The organism is Amycolatopsis plumensis, assembly GCF_042652605.1.
Lineage (GTDB): Bacteria > Actinomycetota > Actinomycetes > Mycobacteriales > Pseudonocardiaceae > Amycolatopsis > Amycolatopsis plumensis.
Genome location: NZ_JBHSJY010000001.1, coordinates 8736409 through 8759670 on the forward strand (window position 1 = coordinate 8736409; position 23262 = coordinate 8759670).

General features: G+C 67.9%; 26 protein-coding genes and 1 pseudogene. 17 read left to right on the forward strand and 10 right to left on the reverse strand.

Annotated elements, in window-relative coordinates; all coding sequences use genetic code 11:
- Nucleotides 1–33 precede the first annotated feature (33 nt).
- Nucleotides 34–186, forward strand: a complete 153-nt coding sequence (locus ACFPLC_RS41915; RefSeq protein WP_378200190.1) for a transposase — start codon at nucleotides 34–36, stop codon at nucleotides 184–186.
- Nucleotides 187–554: 368 nt separating this feature from the next.
- Here ACFPLC_RS41915 and ACFPLC_RS41920 read toward each other — a convergent pair.
- The 4 genes from ACFPLC_RS41920 to ACFPLC_RS41935 form a co-directional block, all read right to left on the reverse strand.
- Nucleotides 555–1714 (reverse strand): IS3 family transposase gene (locus tag ACFPLC_RS41920; protein WP_378208302.1). Its coding sequence is split into 2 segments (ribosomal slippage): nucleotides 555–1433 and nucleotides 1436–1714, totalling 1158 coding nucleotides; the frame shifts between segments, so codons are not numbered across the junction.
- A gap of 270 nt (nucleotides 1715–1984) precedes the next feature.
- The gene (locus tag ACFPLC_RS41925; protein ID WP_378194356.1) at nucleotides 1985–2812 is read right to left on the reverse strand and encodes a Scr1 family TA system antitoxin-like transcriptional regulator; all 828 of its coding nucleotides are present in this window, start codon (nucleotides 2810–2812) and stop codon (nucleotides 1985–1987) included.
- A gap of 81 nt (nucleotides 2813–2893) precedes the next feature.
- Nucleotides 2894–3235, reverse strand: a complete 342-nt coding sequence (locus ACFPLC_RS41930) for a MarR family transcriptional regulator (protein WP_378194359.1) — start codon at nucleotides 3233–3235, stop codon at nucleotides 2894–2896.
- Nucleotides 3232–3486, reverse strand: coding sequence for a hypothetical protein (locus ACFPLC_RS41935; RefSeq protein WP_378236139.1), 255 nt, complete (start codon nucleotides 3484–3486; stop codon nucleotides 3232–3234). The genes ACFPLC_RS41930 and ACFPLC_RS41935 overlap by 4 nt, the downstream gene beginning before the upstream one ends.
- 168 nt (nucleotides 3487–3654) lie before the next feature.
- Here ACFPLC_RS41935 and ACFPLC_RS41940 point away from each other — a divergent pair.
- A pseudogene (locus tag ACFPLC_RS41940) lies at nucleotides 3655–3843 on the forward strand (helix-turn-helix transcriptional regulator); the annotation flags it as partial.
- Between the two features lie 390 nt (nucleotides 3844–4233).
- Entirely contained in the window at nucleotides 4234–5136 is a 903-nt protein-coding gene (locus tag ACFPLC_RS41945; RefSeq protein ID WP_378236313.1) for a hypothetical protein, read from the forward strand.
- Here ACFPLC_RS41945 and ACFPLC_RS41950 read toward each other — a convergent pair.
- The 3 genes from ACFPLC_RS41950 to ACFPLC_RS41960 form a co-directional block, all read right to left on the reverse strand.
- Complete coding sequence (locus ACFPLC_RS41950) at nucleotides 5125–5475, reverse strand: signal peptidase I (protein WP_378194365.1); 351 nt, start codon at nucleotides 5473–5475, stop codon at nucleotides 5125–5127. The genes ACFPLC_RS41945 and ACFPLC_RS41950 overlap by 12 nt on opposite strands.
- On the reverse strand, nucleotides 5472–7034 hold the full coding sequence (locus tag ACFPLC_RS41955; RefSeq protein ID WP_378194971.1) for a transcriptional regulator: 1563 nt from the start codon (nucleotides 7032–7034) through the stop codon (nucleotides 5472–5474). The genes ACFPLC_RS41950 and ACFPLC_RS41955 overlap by 4 nt, the downstream gene beginning before the upstream one ends.
- A 144-nt stretch (nucleotides 7035–7178) precedes the next feature.
- Nucleotides 7179–7559 (reverse strand): helix-turn-helix domain-containing protein, encoded by a 381-nt coding sequence (locus ACFPLC_RS41960; RefSeq protein ID WP_378194368.1) that lies wholly within the window; start codon nucleotides 7557–7559, stop codon nucleotides 7179–7181.
- A gap of 156 nt (nucleotides 7560–7715) precedes the next feature.
- On the opposite strand from ACFPLC_RS41960, the gene ACFPLC_RS41965 reads away from it, so the two are divergent.
- From ACFPLC_RS41965 to ACFPLC_RS42005, 9 genes are all read left to right on the forward strand, one after another.
- Nucleotides 7716–7904: a helix-turn-helix domain-containing protein gene (locus tag ACFPLC_RS41965; protein WP_378194371.1), complete on the forward strand. Its 189-nt coding sequence runs from the start codon at nucleotides 7716–7718 to the stop codon at nucleotides 7902–7904.
- Complete coding sequence (locus ACFPLC_RS41970; RefSeq protein ID WP_378194374.1) at nucleotides 7901–8236, forward strand: WhiB family transcriptional regulator; 336 nt, start codon at nucleotides 7901–7903, stop codon at nucleotides 8234–8236. The genes ACFPLC_RS41965 and ACFPLC_RS41970 overlap by 4 nt, the downstream gene beginning before the upstream one ends.
- Complete coding sequence (locus ACFPLC_RS41975; protein WP_378194377.1) at nucleotides 8233–8562, forward strand: hypothetical protein; 330 nt, start codon at nucleotides 8233–8235, stop codon at nucleotides 8560–8562. Before ACFPLC_RS41970 ends, ACFPLC_RS41975 begins: the two co-directional genes overlap by 4 nt.
- A complete protein-coding gene (locus tag ACFPLC_RS41980; RefSeq protein WP_378194380.1) occupies nucleotides 8559–9248 on the forward strand; it encodes a hypothetical protein in 690 nt (229 codons plus the stop codon). The genes ACFPLC_RS41975 and ACFPLC_RS41980 overlap by 4 nt, the downstream gene beginning before the upstream one ends.
- The gene (locus ACFPLC_RS41985; RefSeq protein WP_378194382.1) at nucleotides 9241–11367 is read left to right on the forward strand and encodes a cell division protein FtsK; all 2127 of its coding nucleotides are present in this window, start codon (nucleotides 9241–9243) and stop codon (nucleotides 11365–11367) included. The genes ACFPLC_RS41980 and ACFPLC_RS41985 overlap by 8 nt, the downstream gene beginning before the upstream one ends.
- 148 nt (nucleotides 11368–11515) lie before the next feature.
- On the forward strand, nucleotides 11516–13267 hold the full coding sequence (locus ACFPLC_RS41990) for a recombinase family protein (protein WP_378194385.1): 1752 nt from the start codon (nucleotides 11516–11518) through the stop codon (nucleotides 13265–13267).
- Between the two features lie 985 nt (nucleotides 13268–14252).
- The gene (locus ACFPLC_RS41995; RefSeq protein ID WP_378236140.1) at nucleotides 14253–14468 is read left to right on the forward strand and encodes a hypothetical protein; all 216 of its coding nucleotides are present in this window, start codon (nucleotides 14253–14255) and stop codon (nucleotides 14466–14468) included.
- 441 nt (nucleotides 14469–14909) lie between these two features.
- Nucleotides 14910–15113, forward strand: a complete 204-nt coding sequence (locus ACFPLC_RS42000) for a hypothetical protein (protein ID WP_378194388.1) — start codon at nucleotides 14910–14912, stop codon at nucleotides 15111–15113.
- A gap of 124 nt (nucleotides 15114–15237) precedes the next feature.
- A complete protein-coding gene (locus ACFPLC_RS42005; protein WP_378194391.1) occupies nucleotides 15238–15726 on the forward strand; it encodes a hypothetical protein in 489 nt (162 codons plus the stop codon).
- Between the two features lie 151 nt (nucleotides 15727–15877).
- Here the strand turns inward: ACFPLC_RS42005 and ACFPLC_RS42010 are convergent, their stop codons facing one another.
- Nucleotides 15878–16075, reverse strand: a complete 198-nt coding sequence (locus ACFPLC_RS42010; protein WP_378236141.1) for a hypothetical protein — start codon at nucleotides 16073–16075, stop codon at nucleotides 15878–15880.
- Nucleotides 16076–16206: 131 nt separating this feature from the next.
- Nucleotides 16207–16614 (reverse strand): hypothetical protein, encoded by a 408-nt coding sequence (locus ACFPLC_RS42015; RefSeq protein WP_378194397.1) that lies wholly within the window; start codon nucleotides 16612–16614, stop codon nucleotides 16207–16209.
- A 409-nt stretch (nucleotides 16615–17023) separates the two neighbouring features.
- Here ACFPLC_RS42015 and ACFPLC_RS42020 point away from each other — a divergent pair, with 409 nt between their 5' ends.
- From ACFPLC_RS42020 to ACFPLC_RS42040, 5 genes are all read left to right on the forward strand, one after another.
- Nucleotides 17024–17149: a hypothetical protein gene (locus ACFPLC_RS42020; RefSeq protein ID WP_378236142.1), complete on the forward strand. Its 126-nt coding sequence runs from the start codon at nucleotides 17024–17026 to the stop codon at nucleotides 17147–17149.
- 327 nt (nucleotides 17150–17476) lie between these two features.
- Complete coding sequence (locus ACFPLC_RS42025; protein WP_378194400.1) at nucleotides 17477–20011, forward strand: DEAD/DEAH box helicase; 2535 nt, start codon at nucleotides 17477–17479, stop codon at nucleotides 20009–20011.
- A 75-nt stretch (nucleotides 20012–20086) separates the two neighbouring features.
- The gene (locus tag ACFPLC_RS42030) at nucleotides 20087–20512 is read left to right on the forward strand and encodes a hypothetical protein (protein ID WP_378194403.1); all 426 of its coding nucleotides are present in this window, start codon (nucleotides 20087–20089) and stop codon (nucleotides 20510–20512) included.
- A 97-nt stretch (nucleotides 20513–20609) separates the two neighbouring features.
- Nucleotides 20610–20807 carry a hypothetical protein gene (locus tag ACFPLC_RS42035; protein ID WP_378194406.1) on the forward strand — a complete coding sequence of 66 codons (198 nt, stop codon included), beginning with the start codon at nucleotides 20610–20612 and terminating at the stop codon, nucleotides 20805–20807.
- On the forward strand, nucleotides 20804–21943 hold the full coding sequence (locus ACFPLC_RS42040; RefSeq protein WP_378194409.1) for an RNA polymerase sigma factor: 1140 nt from the start codon (nucleotides 20804–20806) through the stop codon (nucleotides 21941–21943). Before ACFPLC_RS42035 ends, ACFPLC_RS42040 begins: the two co-directional genes overlap by 4 nt.
- Before the next feature lie 239 nt (nucleotides 21944–22182).
- Here the strand turns inward: ACFPLC_RS42040 and ACFPLC_RS42045 are convergent, their stop codons facing one another.
- Nucleotides 22183–23154 carry an effector-associated domain 2-containing protein gene (locus ACFPLC_RS42045; RefSeq protein WP_378236143.1) on the reverse strand — a complete coding sequence of 324 codons (972 nt, stop codon included), beginning with the start codon at nucleotides 23152–23154 and terminating at the stop codon, nucleotides 22183–22185.
- Nucleotides 23155–23262 lie beyond the last annotated feature (108 nt).

Genomic DNA, 23262 nt, shown 5'->3' on the forward strand with positions numbered 1-23262 from the left:
GTTCTCCGATGCGCGGGCAATGGTCGAGGGATCATCTACCGCTATCGCTGCGGGATCGCGTGGCGGCATGTTCCGGCGGTGTTTGGTCCGTGGCAGACGATCTGGACCTGGCATCGCCGGATGGCCGGCGACGGCACCTGGAACGCGGTGCTGCAGCCAGCATCACCATTTCGCTACGGACCGTGAGCCGTCACCTGCAGCTCGACCGCGCTCACACTCGTGTAACTATGCGTCCCAACGTCACATGCACTAGGACAGCCACGAAGGCGCGTCGACCTGCGCAAACGTTGCTTGTGACGGCTGTGAAGGGTCCATTTGAGCCCGTCACAGCCGTCACGTATGGACTCAGCGGCATCGAGTCCGAGTCCAGGAAGGAGCACCTGTCCCTGTCCCAGCCCGCGACCGATGGATCGGGGTTTACTGACGCCGGACATCTCGACGCAGTCTGCGATCAGCAGCTCAAGGGCGACCTATCCGATCTTGGCGAAGTGGGATCCCCTGCTCACGTCGATAGGGGCTGCCCAGACTTCGGTTGACACCGGAGCTGACTATTTTCAGGCCGCTGCTGCGGCTGTGTAGATGGTCTCAAACTCGACTGGGGTGAGCTTGCCCAGGGCGCGTTGCCGGCGTTTGCGGTGGTATTTCGTCTCGATCCAGGACACGATCGCCAACCGGAGCTCCTCCCGGGTGCGCCACCGCCGGGTATCGAGAACGTTCTTTTGCAGCAATGAAAAGAACGATTCCATCGCGGCATTGTCACCGCACGCACCGACCCGCCCCATCGACCCGGTCAGCCCATGAGCGTGCAGCAGGCGCCGGTAGGCCGCTGATCGGAATTGGGCTCCGCGGTCGGAGTGGACCACGACGCCGTGTGGCTCGCGCAGTGCGATGGCGTTGCGCAGCGCGCCAACGGCGAGTGAGGCTCGCATGTGGTCGGCGATGGAGTACCCGACGATCTTGTTGGAGTAGCAGTCCTTGACCGCGCAGAGATACAGCTTGCCCTCGCCGGTGGGATGCTCGGTGATGTCGGTCAGCCACTTGGTGTTCGGTGCGGCGGCGGTGAAGTCGCGGCGGACGAGGTCGTCGTGCACCGGCGGCCCCGCCTGACGTGTACGGCCTTTCTTCTTGGCGTGCAGCGAGAAGATCTGCTGCATCGAGCAGATCCGCCACACCCGGTTCTCCGACGCGGCGAAGCCCTGTCGGGCGAGCTCGTCGGCGATGAACCGGTACCCGTCCGCCGGGTCATCGGCATGGATCTTCAGGGCGGCGTTGATCAGATGCGCGTCGTCGAAGTCGCGCTGCGAGACCGGGGACGAACACCACTGGTAGTAGGCCTGCCGGGAGAACCCCAGCACCCTGCACGTCACCGCGACCGGCACCCGCACGGGGGCGCCGGCCGCGGCCAGTTCACGGACGAGCGGGAACGCTATTTTCCCGGCAGGTTGCCCTGCGCGAGATAGGCTGCGGCCTTGCGCAGGACCTCGTTCTCCTGCTCCAGCAGCCGGTTCCGCTTCCGCAGTTCCCGCAGCTCGGCGGACTCGTCCCGGGTTACGCCGGGCCGCGCGCCGTCCTCGACGTCGGCCGAGCGCAGCCAGTTGGCCAGGCACGATTCGGAGATCCCGAAGTCTTTGGCGACCTGCTTCAACGGGGCCTCGCCGCGACGGGCCACGGCGATGACGTCGTCACGGAACTCGCGGGGGTAGGGCTTGGGCACGGTGACATCCTTCCAGGTGAGGCTGAAGCCTCACAGGTGAGGTGTCAACCAGACCCTGGGCAGACCCATAGATGGCGTCGCAGCGTTCGCACTGACGGGGAATCCGCCGCTGTCGACGGCCCCCGGATAGCTCGAACACCGCTGCGCCGGAGGCTCCGCAAAGCATCGTGATGCCCTGCCCCGGCTCCGGGATTTCTGTCAGGCGGGTTCGATGCCATTCACCGTCGATCACAGGGAGGATCGTAAGGGGGTCGATGTAGATCGTCGCCGTCACCGCGTCGCTCGAATCAGTGCGGGTGCGCTCAAGGCGGACGGGCTCGCCGGCTCATTGGACGCGCGCCGCAGTAGGGCATTTGCTGCGTCGTGGTAGCGGGCCAGCATCGTCCGGTCGGTCAGGTAAGTGTTGCAGTGCTGGTGTCTGAGCACCACGGCGATCGGACCGGATCGGTCCTCGAAGAGCGTAAAGGCGCCGATCGACTTCAGCGCGATCTCCGTTGGCAGCACGATCCGGACAGTCACGTGCTTGAGCTGCGCCGCCGCGCGGAGGTGTTCGACCTGCTCGTTGCGCAGGTCGTCCAAGCCGTGAAGCGCCTGGTCACCGACCAGGAAGACGTAGCGACGTGACCCGTCATTCAGGGCCTGCTGGCGGACTTGGCGGCTCAGCAGGTCCATGTCCCTGCGGTCGTCCTGCACCACGGCCTTGTCTAACACTCGTTCGGCATACGCCCGCGTCTGGAGAAGATCCGGAATGCACGACGGTGCCCACTCCACGACCCGGCTTGATAGCTGTTCGTACGTCCACAGCAAGTGCCCTAGCTGCGGGTCAGACTGGTCGACCATGTTGGCGGCGCCGGCGTCCGGGGCGAGCGCCATCACCCGCTCGTACTCGGCCGACTCGACCCGGAGGTATCCGAGGATCCACGCCACGGCGGTCTCCGGCGCCACTTTGATGCCCAACTCCCACGCCGAGAGCGTCGCGGGATGAACCCCGATCTTCTCGGCCAGCCTCCGCAGGCCAATTCCACGGCGCTTGCGGGCGTCACGCAGGCTGCTGCTGACAGCAACAGTCGCAGGCGGACGGATGATCGGCTTGGGCATCTTCGAGTCCTTGCTGAGGGCTGTGGGTGGCAGGAACGCGCACGTGAGCGGGATTGAGGACGGCGGTTGGGTGACCTGCTGTCAGGGCGGGCTCTCGGCGGGAAGCGCACCTCGCACCTCTGCGACCAGAGCGCCGGCTGTTGCCGCGACCGTCTTCAGCGCGCCGATGTGCTCCAGCAGCCGGTTCAGACCCAGCGGGGTCAGGCGGAGTTCGCGGGGTTCGGCGCGGCACCGGAGGTAGCCAGCCGCGCGCAGGAACTCGATGTGCAGTTCCAGGTCGGGTGTGGGAAGCCCCAGAGCCTGCTGAACGGCCAGTTGCGAACGCCAGCTGGTGTCGGCCAGCAGGCAGGCGATGAACAGGCGGACCGGCTGGAGCAACAGCGCGTCGAGGTCCGTACGCAATGTGGGCGAGATCGGCGTCATCGCCGTCTCACCGCGACGCGAGCGGAGGCGTTCACGAGTTCACGACACGTCGGACATGAACGGTCGGCCGGTGCCAGGCAGGAGTGAATCAGCACTTCGTGCCCGCAGAGAGAGTAGTACCGGCCTTCCTGGAGGCGGATGCCGCGCAGGAACTCGTCGTCCGTGACCGCGTGCGTCAGGCCGTCGAGTACGCACCGGTACCAGCTGATGTAGAGCGCTGAGTGCAGCGACCTGCAGCTAGTACCTGTCACGTCCCCTCCCTTCGACCTCGTGAGCTGATGAAATCAGTCAATCGGGAGTCAGATTCGACGACCAGAGCAGCACTGCGGCAGTTGTGGGGCACGAACGTCGCACCAGCCGGTCTGATCTGCGGTTACTCCTGCTACATTGATCTGGTCACGCAGGGTTGGAGGTCGGTCATGCCCGTTGGGCGACGTCGGGATGGGCTGATCTCAGCTCGTAAGGTCGCCGGCTTCACTCAAGAGGGTCTGGCGGACGTTCTCCATGTCGACCGGTCGACCGTTGCTCGCTGGGAGGCGGGCGACTACGTGCCACTCCCCTACCTCTGGCCGAAGCTCGCGAGGGTGCTCGGTCGTTCGCGAGACGAGTTGCAGGCCTTGATCGGCCCGAGCGCTGTCGCGCGGAAGTTCAGCCCTGACGACTCGTTCGAGCCGGTGTTCACGTGGCTCGATCGGCACGCCGGGTGGCCGCTGGGGCGAGCCCGTGAACAGGCGTACGCGAGCGCAGCGGCCTCACCTCGGAACCGGCCAAGCCCACCGCGAAGCGTCATCGCGGATGCCCTGGCTGACTACTACGCGCCGCTTCCCAGCGACCACCGGCCATACGCCGCCCGCTGCGGTCCGGTGGAGGTGACCACCAGCGTTCTTACGCGGCCGGCGTGGCTGGATCTCGCCTGCTCGCTGACGGCCACGGGCGAGCAGACCGCCTTCGAGGGTGGCGCCGCGCGGCCGCCGACGGCGGTTGATGAGCGAGCTGCGGTGCAGCGTCTTGCGGACGCAGCAGCGTCCGGCATCCGGATCTCCGACGTTCCCCTGTACCGGCTGCTCGAGGTCGACCCGCAGCCCGGAGCACTGCGGGCGAAGGTCGGGATCGCGTCGTTCGTCGAGTACGCACTGGGCGTCGACCTGCTGGAACGTGAGTTGATCGAGTACTTGGCGAGCGGTCGCACCGCACGTCCGGGGCACATGCCGCTCCGCGACCGTCAGCTGCCTCACGTGGCCGCTGTGCTCGACCTGCCCGGGCGCCTCTGCGCGGGTGGTGCGCTGGCGTTGACGGCCATTGCGCGGCCAGCGGACCCGTTTCGTGGTGACGCCGACTTCGTACTGCTGGTTCAGAAGAGGTCCACGCAGGTCGTGAACACGGCCAACCGTCTGTCGGTGATCCCGAAGAGCTTCCATGGACCGCTCGTGGACCGGCGGGCGGACGCCCGGATCGGCGTCACCCTGCGCCGTGAGCTTGAGGAGGAGCTGTTCGGCAGGACGGACGTCGACCGGTCCGCCGGGGACCTCAGGGTCGCCGATCCCATGCACCCGACCAGGCTGTCCGCTCCGATGCGGTGGCTGACCGAGCAGCCCGGCCGGCTGCGGATGGAGTGCACTGGGTTCGGGTTCAACCTGGTCAGCGGGAACTACGAGTTCGCCGGCCTGGTCGTGATCGAGGATGAGGAGTTCTGGCCGCGGTTCGGTGGCGACGTGGAGGCCAACTGGGAGGCAGCCGGGCTTCAGCAGTATTCGACGCTCGACGGCGACTTGGTCACCGAACTGATCGGCGACGAAAACTGGAGCAACGAAGGACTGTTCGCGTTTCTCCAGGGGTTACGTCGACTCGCCGAGATCGGCGGTGATCGAGTGAAGATTCCCGCCATCGAATTAAGTTGCTGAAGGCCAGCGAACGGTCAGGACGACCGAATCCGCCAACGCTTCCCATGAATGGTCGACGCCCGGGCCCCACATCACGTAGTCACCCTGGCGCGTCATAATCTTGCCGCCGCCGGTGACCTCCACACGGAACTCTCCGGAGATCAGCATCACCAGTGTGGTTCGCTGGTCGTCGGACGTCCACTCTGGGCGCTTGTCCCCCGCAGGATGGTTGGCCCACTTGACTTCGACGTCCTTGGAGGCTCGGACGCCCTGCGACGGGTCGATGAAGTGACCGACCAACCAGCCGCGCGTGTCGGCCGCGTCTTCGTTGGCGTTGCCAGCGGTCCAACCGTCGCTCACTGGCCTATCTCCCATTCGATCGCGGGCAGTTTCACGCGCTCTCCGCCGATTTCCGCAAGGCGTCGGAGTCCTTGCGTCATGGCGAACAGTCCTTCGTTGCTCCACGCTACATCACCCAACAACTCGGTGACGAGTTCCGCATCGGTAGTCGAATACTGACGAAGAGTCGCGGATTCCCAGTTTGCTTCGACCACTCCGCCGTAGCGTGTCCAGAATTCTTCGTCGTCGATGACGATGAGGCTGGCGAACTCGTAGTTCCCGCTGACGAGGTTCAAGCCGAAGCCAGTGCACTCCATCAGCAGCCGGCCGGGCTGGGCGAGGAGCCAACGCATCGGCTTCGTGAGCCTGGTCGGATGCATCGGGTCCGCGGTCAGTGTGTCGGCGACCGTGTTGTCGGCGTCCGGCCGGCCGAACAGCTCCTCTTCCATCTCTCGGCGCAACGTGGCGCCGATCTCGGTTTCTCGCCGGACGTCGGTGAGCGGCTGGTGGAAGCCCTTCGGGATGACGGCCAACCGGCGCGTGGCGTTGAGTACGTGGCCGGAGCGTTCCTGGACCAGCAGCACGTAGTCCGCTTCGCCGCGGTACGGGTCGGCCGGCCGAGCGATGGCCGTCAAGGCGAGGGCTCCGCCTGCGCAGAGTCGGCCGCCGACGTCCAGGACGGCTCCGACGTCTGGGAGGTAGCGATCACGCAGGGGCAGCGACGTCGTGTCGCCGGCCGCGAGCGCGTCGAGCAGCTCGCCTTCCAGCAGGTCCATCGTCAGGGCGTAGTGGACGAAGTGGTCCACCCCGAACGTGCCGCCGAGGTGGCGTTCACGGATGTCCGTGCTCAGCAGTCGGTAGAGCGGCGCGTTCATGAGCCGCGTGTTCATGGCCACCGTCTCGGCCAGCCGGTTGACCGCTGCATTCGTCGCGTGCTCGTCCAGCACTTCCCGCGGGTCTGGTCGGGCGCTCGCAATCGTGAGCCCGTCGTGCGGCGGGCGTAGTTCGCACGCCAGGTCGAGCCAATCAGCGCAGGTCAGGACGCTGGTGTTCAGAGCCTGGTCACCGCAGCTTCCGGCGTACAAGCCGTGGTCACCGTGGCGTCGGCCGTAGTAGTCGGCAAGTGCGTCGGTCACGGCGCGCTGATCGACCCACGCGCGGCGAGTGGCCCGGGCGTACGCCTCCTGCGCGTCGACGCGAGCGGCCTGCTCGGCGACGGCGCGGCGTGCGGCACCAGGGCTTCGGTAGGCGTGCTGGTCGAGCCATTCGAGAGCCGCGCCGATGTGGGGATCCGCGGCCAGTCGTCGATCGGCTTCCTTCGTGTCGGGCCTGGTGTGAGCGGCCGGCCCGTCGCCCGTCAGCTCGGCGAAGCGGGCTCGCTCGGCGTCGGACGCCCGTTCATACGCGGTGTCGAGGACCTGCTGCATCTCCGATTGCGGGCGAAGGTCCGGCTTCTGGTGCCAGGACGCGACCGTACGCGCACCGATTCCGAGCTTTTCGGCGAATTTCTCATTGCTCAGCCGCAACGCGGATTGCAGCGCCGACGCTGATCGTCCGGTCCAGCCGCCTACCCCACTCATTGCCGCCCCAAAGCGCTCTTGTGCAGCGGATATGCAGTGGTTGCGCACTGCTTCTGCACTGGTTGTGCATGGGAACGGACGTCGTTTCGGCCTTGAATTCTAGGTATGGAAATCACCTGGTTCACCAGCCCGAATCGCCCTCTGCTAACGCTTTGGCTTCACGTGCTCGACCACGGTCGCGAGGCTCATTTGGACGTCCTCCAGCCGGTCGGTGATCTCGGCCAGGCGCTGTTCGAGCGCGTCCAGCCGGGACCACAGCTCGTGGCCGTCGTCGGCCGGCTCGTCCGGGTGCGGCGGTGTGCGGTTTTGCAACACGGCCAACAGATGTTGCGGATGCCAGCCCAACGTCGTCGAGAGCGCTTCGAGCGTGCGCGCGCTCCGGCGGCGCTCGACCGTGTGGTGCTGGAGCTCGCGCACGATCGCCTGCGACACGTGCGACCGCTCGGCCAGCTCGCGTTGTCGCCAGCCGAGTTCGTTCACGCGCATGTTGATGGCCTTGGCGACTGCCGCCCAGTCCTCAGTCACGTATTCCTCCGCGCTCCGCCTCAGCGCCGAGATTAGCGGTTCTTCAAGCCTTCACCACGTCGCTTAGCACTTCGTCGGCGGCGCGTCGGACAAACGCGCCCGACGAAGAGCTGAAATCAACAACATAGTGTTGAAATCATCAGATTGGTCTTTCTCATGAACTCGCACATCACCTTTCACACCATTCGAGAAGCGGCCTGGCTGCTCGGCGTCTCCCGCGCCGCGGTGAGCCGGGCAATCCGGACGCGCGAGCTGCGCGCCACCCGCTGCCGTTCCGGCCTCCGCGTGTCATCGACCGAGCTGGCCCGCCTGCTCGGGTCGCGTCAGGCCGGAGGTGCCGAATGAGCGCCGACGACCTTCACCTGGTCGGGATCGCCTGGCAGCTGGACCGGCTGCGCTGGGTTCCAACCGAGATCCTGACCGACATCGTGACCAGCGAAGGAGTCTGCATGTGGCCCCCGCCGGAGGACGGGCCACCCGACGCTGACAGCGACGGCGAGCTGGCCGAGCGGCTTTGCGGCGGGTGCCCCGTCCAAGACGAGTGCCTAGAACTGGAGTTGCGGACGGCTGGCCTCGACACGGTTGGCGTCTGGGGCGGGATGACCGACGACGACCGGCGCGCGCTGTACCCGCTCTGGTTGCGGCGCGGCGAGCGGACCGATCGGGGCGCGCGATGAACGGACTCACCGTGACGCCCACGCAGATCCTCGCCGGTGTCGGCGTGCTGCTCGTGCTGTTCTGGGTCTGGCGGGCCGGTGCTCGCCGGGCGAAAGCCGCTGCCGAAGCAGCTCGGAGCGGGGCACGGTTCGTGTCGCTCGCCGGGCGGGTGCTGTTCAACGCCGGGCTGATCGTCGCTGTTCAGTGGGTCGTGATCGCTCATCCGGGTAGCCCGTGGCTGCTGTTCGCCGTGCTCGGGTTGCCGGCGCTGTTCGCGTCCTACGCACTGACCCGCGCAATGACGGTGACCACCGTCGACACGTCAAAGCGGGGTGGTCGGCGATGAACCGGGCGCAACGACTCGCGCAGGACGCGGCCGAGGCCGCCGAGGTGCGCGCCTATCAGACCGATCCGGACGTCGTCGCGCTGCGGATCGAGCGCGTGCGGCGGCAGGTCGACTGGATGTGCTGGTCCGGAATCGTGCTCGGGCTCGCCTTCACAATGACCAACGTCCAGGGTTTCGCGTCGGCCGGGACGCGGCCGGGGTCGCTGCCTTGGCTGGCCGCGTGGGTGCTGGACCCGACCGTCTCCCTCGTTCTGCTGGCGATCCTGCGGGCCGAGCAGGTCACGGCGCGGTACCAGGTCCGGACCGGCGTCTGGGTGCGGCGGGCGAAGTGGTTCACGCTCGCGGCCACCTACGTCATGAACACGTGGACATCGTTTGCGGTCGGAGAGGCTGCGGCGATCGTGCTGCACTCGGTGCCGCCGCTCGTCGTGTTCGTCGCTGTCGAGGCAATCACTGACCTGCGGGACAAGCTCACCGATGCCGTGCTGGTCGCGGCTGAACGGCGTCCCATCCAGCAGGAGACCGGGCGACGGGTGTTGTTCGCCGATTACCTCGCTATCGCTCGGGAGACCTGGACGCCGGACGTCGAGATCACCCCGGCGTGGGTGCGGCGGGCTACTGGCTGCTCGCGTGGCTTGTCGCCCCGACTGGCGCGGGCACTGCGGTCGGAGGTGGGCAATGGCTGACTCATTGCCGGTCAAGGCCGATCCCGTGTTCGACGGCGAGTTGATCGACGACACGTTGCCTCAGCCGCGTCGACGGGAGCCGAAGACGAACCGCTTCGTCCGGTGGTGGCGACAGTCGCCGCGGGTGCCATTGTGGCTGAAGAGCAAGCCTCAGGCCATCCAGGCAGGCAAGGACGCCGTCGTCGGGCTGGTGAAATCCCCGTGGCGGTACGTCGGTGCGGTTGTTCGCGGCCTGGTCGTCGGGGTGCGATGGTGGCGTGGGTGGGTCACCGTCCGGGACTACCGGACGGCGGCCGAGGAGTCGGAGAAGTTGGCCGACAAGTTCACTGAAATTCGGGCGCTCACGCTCTTCCGCTGGAAGGTGACCGGTGCCGTCCTGATCGTCGCGATCGTCGGGGTGGCCATCGTTGACCTGGTGTACGGCACCGATCCTCTGTGGATCGGCGGGGCCGCGGCCTCCTTGGCGCTTGCGATCCTTGGGCGCAAGAAGGACGGCAGTCCCGGCCGAAAGCCGGCGCTCGCCGGGCCGCGGACGCTGACCTGGACGATGGATCCCCAGGTACTGGTGGACGCATTCCGGGACGCGAAGCTGATCGGCAAGGACGAGGTGCTGCGGCTCGTCGAGCGCGCGACGCGTGTCGGGGACGGGTGGGCGGTCACCGTCGACCTTCCGGCCACGCGCAAGGCGGCTGACGTGGTGAAGAATCGGGATGCACTTGCGTCGGCGCTCGCCATCGATGAGGTCCAGTTGATCGTCGAACGGGTCCGTGGCAACGGTGGGCACGCCGGGCGGGTGTCGATGTGGGTGGCAGATGAGGACCCGTACGCGTCGCCGCCGTTGCGGACGCCGCTGCTCGGCGTGGCGCGGTGGGATGCGTGGCGGCCGATCCCGTTCGGGCGGGATGCGCGGGACCGGCGGATTGACCTGCCGCTGGTGTGGACGTCCCTGCTGGTCGGTGCCATCCCCCGTCAGGGCAAGACCTTCGCCGCCCGGCTCGCGGCGGCCGGGCTCATCTTGGACGCTTGGGTGCGGCTGTACGTGGCCGACTTCAAGGCGGGGAAGGACTGGGATGCGGCTGGCCTAGTGGCTCACCGGTTCATGTCCGGCGACGAACCTGAACACGTTCTGGCGCTTGTGGACTGGCTTATTGAGCTGGTCGGCGAAGTTCAGACGCGGTTTCGGCGGATGCGCGATCTGGACGACCTCACGTGTCCGGAATCGAAGGTCACGCCGGAGATGTCCCGCGACAAGGCGCTGAACATGCCGATCACGGCCATTTTCATCGATGAGATTCAGGTTCCTCTGGAGGATCGCACGCCCGTCGACGTGCAAGGCAAGAAGCTCACCGCGGGCGAGTATGTCGGCGAGCTGTTGACGTGGCTGGCGAAGAAGGGACCGGCCGCTGGGATCGTGCTCGTGCTCGCCACTCAGCGGCCGGACTCGAAGACGATCCCGTCCGGGCTGCGGGCGGTGCTCGGGTCGCGGTTCGCGCTGCGAGTCATGGACTGGCGCGACTCGAACATCGTGCTCGGCGAGCAGATGAACACGCGCGGGTTCGACTCCAGCCGGCTATTGCCCTCGCACAAGGGCGTGGGCATCCTGCGGCCGGACGGCGACACGTCAGCTGGCGCCGATGTGCTGGCCATGACGGTCCGGACGTACTACATGCCGAACGAGGACTGGCGGACCATCTGCGAGCAGGGCCGGACGCTACGCGAGGCGGCCGGGACGCTCACCGGGCACGCGGCCGGGCAGGACACCATGCCGGTGCTCGACCACGCCGCCGCGGTTAGGGCTATCGGTGCAGGTCACGCGGTTGAGTCGCCTGGTGAGCTGCCCGACGTACTCGCGTCGCTTGTCGAGTGCTTGGGAGACGATCTCAGGCCGGACGGCAGGGACTTCGTGCCGACAGCCGAGTTGCTGGACGTCCTGGAGATCGACTCCCGGACATTCGCGCAGCAAATGGCCGAGGTGGGATGCCGGCCGACCCGCGACCGCGTGACCGGCGAAGACGGCGAGACGCGGCAGGTCCGTGGGTACCGGACGGCTGAAATCAGGAGTGCAATCGACCGCGCGAGGGAAGGCAGCGAATCGACCGGGCAGGAAGGTCGATCATGAGCGCCACTCACTCCGAGAATCGACCGATCCGGGTTATCCTACCTGCGGGGTTGCCAGAGCTGACGCCAGCCGTGGCACGCGGACTGCTGGCCGTTCTGATCGAGCTTACCGAGGTGCCGGTGCTGGACGGACCGGCAGAGGAGGAACCGTGACGGCTGAAATCAGCAGCGACCCGTGGTCGACGCTGGACGAGATCCTGGGCCTTGAGGTGGCTGAGCCGGTCGACGACGGGATCGGTGAGCTGGCGGTCTACGGCCGGTGCTCGACGGAGGACAACCAGGACCCGGAAACTTCCCGCGGTTGGCAGTTCGGGAACGCTCGAAAGTTCGTCGAGCCGCTGGGCGGCCGGATCGTGGCGGAGTACTTCGATATCGGGCAGTCGCGGTCGGTCCCCTGGGAGCGCCGGAACGAGGCCGCACGGCTGCTCGCCGAACTGAAGAACCCGCGGCGGACGTGGAACGCCGTCGTGGTCGGCGAGGGCACGCGCTGTTGGTTCGGGAATCAGTTCTCGCTCATCGCGCCTCGGTTCGCCGCGTACGGCGTCGACCTGTGGGTGCCGGAGCTGGGCGGGAAGTACGACGCGCGGAATCCGTCGCACAAGATGCTCATGAGCGTGCTTAGTGGGATGAGCGAATCGGAGCGCCAGCACGTCCAGGCGCGTGTCCGCGCGGCGATGGACGCGCAGGTTGTCAACGAAGGGCGACATCAGGGCGGCCGGGCGCCGTACGGCTACGTCGTCGTTGACGGCGGGCCGCACCCGAACCCCCGAAAGGCCGCCGAGGGGTTCCGGCTGCGCGTGCTGGCCATCGATCCCGACGCAGCCGAGGTAGTCCAGCGGATATTCGCCGAGTACATGGAAGGCGTCGGTGACCGCGCGATCGCGAAGGGGCTCAATGAGGACGGCGTGCCCTGTCCTTCCGAACGCCGGCCCGACCAGAACCGGCACCGGCTCGCTGACGGCTGGCAAGGGAGCACCGTCCGATCCATTCTGGAGAATCCCCGGTACACCGGGTACGCGATCTTCGGGCGTTGGACCAAGCACGAGACGCTTCTGAATCCGGACGACGTCGGCGCCGGGCACGTCGTGCGGTTCAAGCGGGCAGCGCCGGAACGCGTTGTCCGTTCGCGACGCCCCGCGCACCCGGAGATTGTTTCTGTCGAGGCGTTCACGCAAGCGCAGTTGATGCGCCGGTCCCGCGCGGCCGGCGGACTGCCCGGGATTGCCAAGCTCGAACGGAATCGGGCGGCCACCAAGCACACGTACTTGTTGAAGGGACTGGTGCGCTGCGAGATCTGCACCCGGAAGATGCAGGGTGCGGCGATCAGGAAGGGCGTCTACTACCGGTGCATCGCTCGAACGATGGCACCGGGTTCGGCGGCGCTGGCCGATCACCCGAAGACGGTGAACCTACGCGAGGACGTCGTGGTCCCGCCAATCAACGACTGGCTGTGCCAGATCTTCGCCCCAGACAACCGCGACGAAACGGTACGGCTGCTCACGGGGTCGCAGGACGGCCGGGTGGACGGCCGTCGAGCCAACGCGGAGAAGCGGCTGAAGGGCGCCGAGGAGAAGCTACGGCGGCACCTGGCAGCCATCGAGGCCGGCGTGGACCCCGTCAACTTCGTCGAGCCGATGAAGCGCGCACAGGCCGAGCGGCAGGCCGCGATGGAGGAGCTGAAGCACCTGCCGGATACGCAGGCGGTCGACGTGGCGGAGGTGTACGCGATGCTCGACCAGCTCGGCGACGTCGCCAGGCACCTCAACTCGCGGAGCCCGGAGAGGATCACGCAGGTCTACCGCGATCTGGGCCTACAGGTGGTCTACGACAACAAAAAAGAGGCAGTCGCTGTGACTGCCTCTCCCCGTGTGGGTAACGTGTGTGTCCGAGGGGGGACTTGAACCCCCACGCGTGGGATATCTCCCGTGTTTGGGGAGATCATCCCGCCACAGTAGCGCACAGTCACGACTCTTGCACAGCCCAGCGGCTGGCGCGGGGAACACCGACCACAGCCTCAGTGCTGGAGCGCTCAAGGTAGGCGACCCTGCTCCGAGGCGTCCCAGCGCAGCCTCTGGAACACCAGGAGCTTGAACAGGCGGCGATCACGAACCGCCACCTCATTCCCGCCCCCAGCCCGACGGTAACCGCGCCCTCCGCCGACGCGACACGGCGACCGCGATCCAACCAGCGACGACGACCAGGGGCGAGCGGCACGGCAAGAGACGCGCCCAGACGGCCGGCGCTGCCAATTCACGGACTCGAACAGCACGACACGCCGGTCGGCAATGCCTACTCCGCTGAAGACCAGCACTTCGCCCCAGCCGTCGGCTCCGCCAACGACGGGGACATCCCAGTGGTTCATTACATACTCGGCTGACCTGCACCAACGAGCTCATCCTGGGGCAAATATGGGGCGGCCATACCGAACCAGTCAGTTTGGGCGAGCATGGGGCCAGCAGCGTCGGTCTTCCCCCAGTCGGCGTCCGATATCCGGGTCCGGTTGGACGCCGTCGCTCCTTTGCATAGGCCGTTATACACCACACAGCCTCCGCGGCTGACTCCTGGTCGATCGGGGTTGCGCGGCAACGTGACCCGACGGACAGCGCCCTACGCTCCTGCCCGTCGGGTCATGTTGCTGCTCGTGGCCTGACGTACCGGGTCCTCGAAGCGTCCGAGTACGGTGTTCCAACCCCCGTGAGCTGCGAAAGGTGAATCTCTCGAAGTTTTCGCCGAGTTTTCATCCTGGCGGGCCCCTCCGGTGGAGAAGCGGTCAACGAGCTGGAGGGAGGTCCCCGCCATGGCGGACCCCATCGACATGATCGACCCGGACGCCGACGTCATCCGGGTCTTGCGGCGAAGAGCGTCTTCAGGATCCTGCTCGGCCTTTTGCGGCTACGGAGCGACCGGCTGAAGGCCGGCGAACGTCGTGCGACGATCACCGAGGTTGCGCAGGTCCTCAGCGATTCGGACCGCGGCGGCCGTGTGATCAGCCAGGGCCCCGACGGCGACCGGTGGTCGGTCACCGTGCCGGCCTCAGCCGCGGTGCCGGGCGGAACCCACCCGCCACGTAAAACTCCGCTCGCTCACGACCACGTCAGCTGAGTTGAGCAGCTCACGCCGTCGAGTCCGGCAGTGAGCTGGACTGCGCGATCATGCGCGCTGTTGAGGCCGGGGATCACGCCGCCGCGCTCCAGGCGGTTGAGCCACGCGCCGCGCAGGCCGAAGAGAAGGGCACGTGGTGCTGCCCAGCTTCCTGCTCGGCCTCCTCCTGTTCCGCCGGTCGCGCGCGGTCGACGACGAGGGACAGGCGGCCGTGCTGCTCAAGCTGGCGGAGCGGGCGTTCCAGGCGGCGATCGCGGCTTCGACCAGCTCCGCGCCCTTCTGCTGGCCCTCGGCGTGGAGGGCAACGCCGAGATGTCCGCGTGGGAGCACCGCCACCGGCAGATCGAGATCGCGGAGGTGCTCCTGGCTCGGCGCAACCCCGGTGTGGTGCTGAAGTGAGCGCCCGCCGAAACCCGGGGCGGTGGGCCGGGTCGAGGCGACGTGTTCGGGCTGCTGGGACAGATCGTGGCGAGCTGGTCGACCACCGTCCGCGCGCTGGTCATCGTCGGGGTCGTCGTGGTGACCGCGGTCGGCGGCATCGTGGTCGGGCTGAAGGTGCTGAACGCCGACGTGACGGCCGGGCCGGGCAGCATCGTCGGCTGTGCGGCACTGGCGCCGGCCACCACGGCGGGCGACGTGCCGTAGCAGGCAAGGCAAGGCGTTCGGGCATCCTGCACTCCGGGCTGCCCGAACGTGCCGCGCCCGAGTGGCCGCTGCGTTGCACCCAACGGTCCCGCAGCCGATCGCGTTGTCACGAAAGGAAAACCAGGTGAGAGCAGCACACGACGACCTGAGTCGAGCGTCTGTTCCGGAGCTGCTGGGCCGGTACGCCGCAATCCTGGCCGAGCTGCGCGACCGCGGCGTCGTACGGACCCGCAATGCGCCCCTGGGCGACTACGCCGAGTACCTCACCGAGAAGGTCTATCGCGGGACGCTCGAGCCGAACTCGGTCAAGTCCTACGACCTGATCGACGCCGACGGCCGCCGGATCCAGGTGAAGGCCCGCACCGTCGGGCCGGACACCGGCGCGGGTGCCGTGTTCTCGGTCTTCCGGTCCTTCGACTTCGACATCGCCGTGCTGATCACCTTCGACAGCGCTACCTACGCGCTGCGCGAGGCCCGTGAGGTTCCGGTGGCAGAGCTCGAAACGGCCGGCCGGCACTCCGCCCACGTCAACGGACGCCTGATCAGGATCACCGCCGGCCTCCGGCTCGGCGTGGACGTCACGGCCCGGTTCCGCGCCGTCGCGTCGCCGTAGCCGCGCGGGCTGCCCGGCGGTCAGCTTGGCCAGGGTGAACGCTGTGATGCCTGCCGCCGGAGCAGCCGAAGACCGGGCCGCCCGGCTACCGTTCGGTGTCAACAGCTGTCTTCACCGTCGTCCGCCACGGCCCGACGCCCGCGAACGGTCGCTACTCGCTCAGCTCGCGACGTTCGGGTGTGTCTCCCAACTGCGCTCGGGTGACCTCCAGGTGGCCCAGCTTGATCGACAGCGCTGGGCTCAGCATCCGCAGGACACGCACAGCGACCTGGCGACGCTTGGCGTTGCTGGTGTTGAGCGCGATCACGACGGTGTAGACGACCAGGGCGCAGCGAATCAGGGTGGACACGGCAACTGCGGCGATGAAGGCGACGAAAACAACTTGGACAGCCGACACGGCTCCTCCAGGTGAGGATGACGTGCCGGGTGCCTCAAACCCGACGTGGCGAGCGGTCCCGCCTCAGGCATGCGTTTGTGCGATCAGGATACCGGAGCCTCGTCGTCTGATTGCGAAACGCGGGTGGCGGGGTGTCGGATTTTCCGGCCCTTGGCCCGGTAACGGTCAACGATTCCCCGGCAGTCCGCGCCGGTGATCCGCAAGCCTCCGTGGCCGCGCCAGCACACCAGGTCCGCCGTCTCGTCATCGGCCGGTTCGGCGACCGTGATTAGTGTGTAGAAGGCGTACCCGACGATCAGGCTCTGCGGGTTGGCCACAGACGAGCCTCGCATCCAAGAGGTGAGGCCGACGCCGTCGTCACGGTCGCGCAGCCGGGCGAGGATGTTGTTGCACTCCGGGCAGACGATTTCGGCGATGAGCCGTCGATCACCTGAGCCCGCGGGGATGTCCTTCTCGGTGTAGGGCCCCTGCTGGGTTCGCCAGAAGGTCACGCAGGCCACCTGACGCCACGAGGCGGTGCCGCAGACGGGCCGGGGCGCTCGGTGTGCTCGCTGCAGGTGACACGGTCCGACATGGTGATGAGGGTACCGAGCGGGCACCCGCGCTGGGTCCGAACCGATCGCGCGGCGTCGACTACCTGGTCAAACCGGTCGTCGGGTCGCGGGCCTTCAGCATGTGCTGCTGCTGACGACGACCGGTGTGGCCGCGCCGCACTAGGGCCGGCACCTGGTCCGCGCCTCGGCTAGTTGGGACCCTCGGGGATGTCCTCGGCGCGGTTGAACACCCGCGTGGTGATGATCTCGCCGGAATCGCCGGGCTGGCTGGCGGTGACCACGCCTTGCTCGGTGTGGGGCGGCGATGCTCCTGCTCCCCGTCCTGCCGAACAGCAGGAGCCGCAGGGTGGGCGGGCTCCTTCGGCAGCTCCGCGGCTGGCACACCGACCTCGCGCAGGCTCTCGCCAGAACCGACCAGCCGGATCCCGCCCCGCGACTGCAGGACGCCCGACGACAGGCCGAACGAGCCTGAACGCGTCGGCTGGCGTCGCGACGCGCGCCTCGGCAAGAGGCTCTCGCCCCTCGGCCGGCGTTGCGTCGGCGGTCTCCTCCTCGGTCACGACCCCGACCCACGGCTCGCTCCCCGGGAGATAAGTCTGCCGGCGTCGGTCCCGGCTTCTGCTGACGCTGGTGCCTGTGCCCCAACGCCGGGAAGCACGCGTTCGCCCCGGCCAGCACGGAGATCGTTTTTCCTGGTCAAGTGCCAGGCGCTGGTCAGGTAACAGGCGGCACGGCCCGCCGGAGCGCACCCGACGCCCGGTAAAGTCATCGCCTCGCCCAGGCGAAAGGACCCGCTCTCGTGTCGCTGGACTGGAACCGGATCGGCTCGTCGAGCCCGCAGCTACTGGTGCAACCGCGGGACATCTTCGCGGCGCTGCCGAACAAGCCGATCTCCTACTCCTACCTGCGCCAAGAGCAAGGGGAGGTGTTGGAGGGCTGGTTCGCGCGCAAGGACCTCCGCGACGTGGTGATCAAGCAGAACACCGGTGGCGGCAAGACGGTGGTCGGCCTGTTGATCGCGCAGAGCACCCTCAACGAAGGCGTCGGGAAGGCGGTCTACCTCGCCCCCGACACCTACCTCGCGGCACGGGTGCGCGAGGAGGCGCAGCGGCTGGGCCTGCCGACCGCCGAGCGACACGACGACCCGAACTTCCTGGCCGCCCGCGCTACCCTCGTCACCACGTTCCAGAAGCTGATCAACGGCCAGTCCGTCTTCGGCGTCGTCGGCGGCCGGCATACCCCGCTCGACCTCGGCGTCGTGGTCGTCGACGACGCACACGCCGCGCTCGCCACCACCGAAGGGCAGTTTCGGCTCACCATCCCGGTCGACCACGCGGCGTACGCGCCGTTGTGGAACCTGTTCGTCAACGAACTGGTGCAGCAGAACCGCAAGGCGGTGGCGGACATCAGCGAAGGCGAGGTCAGCGCCGCGGTGCCGGTGCCGTTCTGGGCGTGGGCGAGCAAGCAGGACCAGGTCTGGAGCATCCTCCAGACCTTCGCGGCCGCGCGGGACGAGGCGTTCAAGTTCGCTTGGCCGCTGATCGCCGACTGCCTGCAGCTGTGCACCGTGATGTTCAGCAGCCGCGGCATCGAGATCCAGCCGCCGTGCCCGCCGATCGACAAGATCCCCTCGTTCGTCGGCGCCCGCCGCCGGGTGTACCTCACCGCGACCCTGTCCGACGACAGCGTGCTGGTCACCAACCTCAAGGCCGCCCCAAAGAACCTCGAGCACGTCGTCACCCCAGGCAGCGCAGCCGATCTCGGCGACCGCCTGGTGCTCGCGCCGGTCCAGCTCAACCCGAACCTCACCGACGATGCCATCCGGCAGTTGGCCAAGCAGTTCTCCCTCGGCGACCGCGACGGCGACGGCATCCCGGAAACCCGGCCGGTCAACGTCGTGGTGCTCGTACCCAGCGGCGCACAGGCCGCCCGGTGGCGGGGCCTGGCCGACCGCGTCCACTACGTCGGCGACCTCGAAGCCGGCGTCGCCGAACTGCGCGCCGGGCACGTCGGCCTGGTGGTCCTGGTCAACAAGTACGACGGCATCGACCTGCCCGGCACCGCGTGCGAGATGCTGGTCATCGACGGCATCCCCCGGCCGATGTCGGCCGCCGACCGCCGCGAAGCCGCCGCGCTCGTCGACAGCCCCACCCGCCGGGCCCGCGACGCCCAGCGCATCGAACAAGGCATGGGCCGCGGCGTCCGCGACGTCGGTGACCACTGCGCGGTGCTGCTGCTCGGCGCCGGGCTGGCCATGGCGGTACACGACAGTACCTCACTGGAGCTGTTCTCCCCCGCCACCCGCGCGCAGCTGGCACTCAGCCGCGACGTCGCCATCCAGCTCTACGGCCACGGACTCGACGGCATCCGCAGCGCGCTGTCGGTCTGCCTGGACCGCCACCCCGAGTGGGTGCAGCGCAGCCGGTTCGCGCTCGCCTCCGTGCGCTACCGCAACATCGGCGCCGTTCGGCCCGAAGCAGTCGCGGCCCGCGAGGCGTTCGACCTCGCGGTTGCCGGTCAGACTTCCCAGGCCGCGGACCGACTGCAAACCGCGATCAACGACCTCACCGACCCCGCTCTACGCGGCTGGGTCCGCGAGCAGAAGGCCGGCTACCTGCACTTCACCAACCCGGACATCGCCCAGCAGCAGCTCGGCGCCGCGAGCCGGGAGAACCCGATGGTGCTGCGCCCCACCGTCAACGTCGACCTCCGCCCATCCCGCCCGGCCGCGGTGCAGGCTCGCGCGGCCGCGGAGTTCCTGGGCGCCACCTACGCCGATAGCACCGCGCTTGTGCTCGGCGTGCGCGCCGTGCTCGACGAGATCGTGTGGGCCGAGGAACTCACCGACCAGGCCGAAGCCGCCTGGGAGAAGCTCGGGCTGCACCTGGGATTCGGCAGCACCCGCCCGGAACGGCTCTCCAACACCGGCCCGGACAACCTGTGGACCCTCACGCCCACCAGCAACGCGGTGATCGAGCTGAAGACCGGCGTGGAGCTGACCTGCACCGGCATCGCGAAGAAGGACGCCGACCAGCTACGCGGCGGCCTGCAGTGGAACACCGACACTTACGGCGCCGTCACGGCAGTGCCGGTCATGGTCCACCCGGTCGACGTGTACGAGGCGCGGGCGATCCCGATTCCGCAGATGCGGGTGATCACCCCGACCAAGCTCGAGGAGTTCAAGACCGCGATCGTCGCGTTCGCCACCGCCCTGACACAAGGACAGAACCTGTGGCGCGAAGAGCAAGCCGTCGCGCAGCAACTGGCGTATCAAAAGCTCACCGGCGACCGGATCATCCCCGCCTACTCTGTGGCAGCGCGCCTGCCGAAGTGAATGGCGGATGGAGCGGAAGAACCCGGGCACGTTGACTGCTACTTGCCGTCGTCGATCACGTATTTTATCCGCCCCATGAACAGGCTGACGGCGGCGGCGAACCCGGCGCCGTCGGACAACGCCCAGCGCGTCGACACCGTGACCTGGACTCTGCCCGCCGACGCGCCGCCCGCGCAGCTGGAGGCGACGATGGAGACACTGCTGCACCGGGACTCCCCCGGAGCCCTGGCCGACGAGTTCGTCACCGACGACACCAGCACGCCCACCGGCTTCGAGACCCTCGTCGCGACGGTCCGCAAGATCTCCACGACCAGCCCGACCGCGGTCAGCGAGGCCTTCGCCGCGGTCGCCGCCGACCACACCGCGCCGGCGAAGCTGGACGAACTGCTCTACGCCCACCGCGGCGCCGGCCGGGCCCTCGCCGACCGCCTGCAGCAGCACGGGCCGCCGCCTGATTCCCGTCGTCCACCGGCGTCCCCGCCACCCACTGCCAGGAAGTGACCCAGGTCACTAATCAAGAGGTGGGGGCCTCGAACGACTTCTCCATGAACGCAGCAGCACCGGGCGCGGCGTCCTACACCGAAGGGTGCAGTTAAGGATGAACGAGAACGACGAAGCGTCCACCACGCCGGCGCGCGGCCAGTCAGTTGTCGCGGACGTGATGCGGGAGAGGTCCCGCCGGGCGACGATCACCTCGGCGCTCGAGCGGCTCACCCGCACGGGCGGGTCGATCGAGGTCGACCAGAGCGGCTGGTCCGCGTGGATCCCCGACCAGCGGCCCGACGACCCGCAGTGACCGACGAGCAGTCACGCCCGGACTCCGCCTCGCCACCCGAGTCGGAGTCCGCGGCGTTCTACTACCGGCACATCGCGGCGGTGAGCCGGTTCGCGCCCACGTTGAGCCGCAGCTGCCCGGACGCCGCCTCGCCACCCGAGTCGGAGTTCACGGCGTTCTACTACCGGCACATCGCGGCGGTGAGCCGGTTCGCGCCCACGTTGAGCCGCAGCTGCCCGGACCTCGCATCGCGACGCAAGGCGGAGTTCACGGCGTTCTACCACGAGCACTTCGCGGCGGTGAGCCGGTTCGCGCAGACGCGGGGCCGCAGCTACCACGATGCGGAGGACGCCGCGGCCGAGGCAATGCAGGAGATGTTCAAGCAGTGGGACTCCATCGCGGAGGACAAGCGCGTGGAGACGGTCTACACGATCACGCGCAATAAGTACGTCTCGATGGTGCGCCGGGCCATCACCCGGCAGAAACACCTCCGCTCGGCGGATGCGCGGCCGCGGGAGACGAGCCTCGAGTCCCGGATCGAGCTGCTGGCGACCAGCGAGGCAGTCCAGAGCCTCCAACCCCGGGAGCAACAGATCGTCCGCCTGGACGCGCAGGGGCTCAGCCACGCAGAGATCGCGCACATCCTCGGCATCAAGGAGAAGTCGGTCGGCGAGAAGCTGTCCCGCGCTCGCAAAGAGCTGCGCCGGGCTATTGGTCCGGCCAGCGTCATCATGGCGTCCTCACCTCCGGTCGCGTGTCGCTCGCGCACGCATCGCGCCCTCGGCCCGGTAGTGGACGAGCTCCCGCCGAGGAAACGGGCGGGTGCGGGCTCGCTGAGCTGGCCGTCGTCGGGTGCGGCATCGACTACCTGGCGGACGGCCTGTCCGGTGACGAGGCGATCAAGCTGTTGGCCGGGATCCTCGGGTTGTTCACGGCGTTCCGGGCCACCTCGACGCTTCATCCGGGAGAGCACGAAGCCAAGCGGCTGCACCTCAAGATTCATCATAGCCGCCACGTGGAGATCGACGAACCTGCCGAACGGAACCGACACCCACATGAACGGTGACATCGTCCACGCGGTCTCGCCGTGCGGCCCGGACTACCACGGTCGGGGCCGCACCACACCGGTGCTGCTGCGGAAGCATGAACAGCCATGACCGCCGATCAGCCGACCATTCTCGCCACCTCGATGGGCTTGAACCGTACCCGCTCTCTCATGCGCGGCGAGTACGCCAGTGGGGCCGCGCGCCCTTGCCTCCGGCCGCAGTACTTCGACGAGGCGGACGGTCGAAGTCACTTGGCGTGAGCAAGCTGTAACACCTACCTCGCCCACGGCCGCCGACGGCTGCAAAGCCTGGGCGAGAAAGCGGTCCATGGCGCCGGAGTCCGCGCCCGACTACGCGGTAGGGGGCGGTGCCCCCGACGACCCGAGCAATCGTGGTGGCGCGGACCCGCGGGTTGGGGGCGCATGGAGTTCCACCCATTTGCCGATGGTCGCAGCCAGGGCGATGACCTGCGGGGATTCCGGTTCGATGGCCCGGACAGTGTTGAGGAGGTCTACGAGGCCGCCGTCGAACCGCAGGCAAGCTCGCGCAAGCGCGATCACGTGCAGGCGGTCTTCGGCGTGATACGGCACTATGTCGGCGATTTCCCTTCGGGGGAACATTTCCAGCAGCAACTTGCGGCTTTCCGGACTGCGTACGCAGGGGACCGCGAGCAGCGCGTCGATCAACGCCGGGAACGCAACCCTGTCCCCGCGGTTAGACACGGAGACTGGAACGTCGTTCGCGGCGCCGAGCAGCCGCAGCCAGGCCTCGGTCTTCGTTTCCTTGTTCTCAATGGGGATCCGGCGGTACGGGAGCGTGTCCGCGGCCGGGTCCGCGCGGACGACGTCCTGGTAGAACGTGTTCGACACGACTAGCGCCAGCACGGCTTTCGACTCCTTCAACGCGACCTTGACCTCGGGCGCGTCGAGCAGCCGGAACGCGTGACTGGTCGCGTCGCTGATCGTTCCGTGGCTGCCCTGATACACCTCGCCCGCGTGGAGGGCCATCCGCAGCCGCACGTTCGCCTCGGCGGCGTGGACCTCGTTGTAGCGGCGCAGCTCGGCCAGCATCCGTTCGGGCAGCTCGGCCACCAGGTCCGCCTTCGCTACCTCCGTCGGCAGGTGGATCATCACGCCGTCGCCGGTGTTCTCCCTGAAGAGCGCGTCCCACGGGATGCCGGCGTCCGCGAACGCCGTGCGCATGATCTTCCAGAACCCGTCGTGGATGACCAGCCGGTGCGCCATCGTCCGCCGGGGGTCGTTGTAGCCGGCAATGTCGACGGCCATGATCGTCTTGTGGTGCGCGGCCGCATAAGAATGCACGCCGCGACCAGGATCCCCCCGTGGGGCGGGATCGTGGTCGACAAGTTGCCGACGCTGAAGATCAGCCAGGCCAGCGTGGGGGTCGAACTCGACACGATCAGTGTCTTG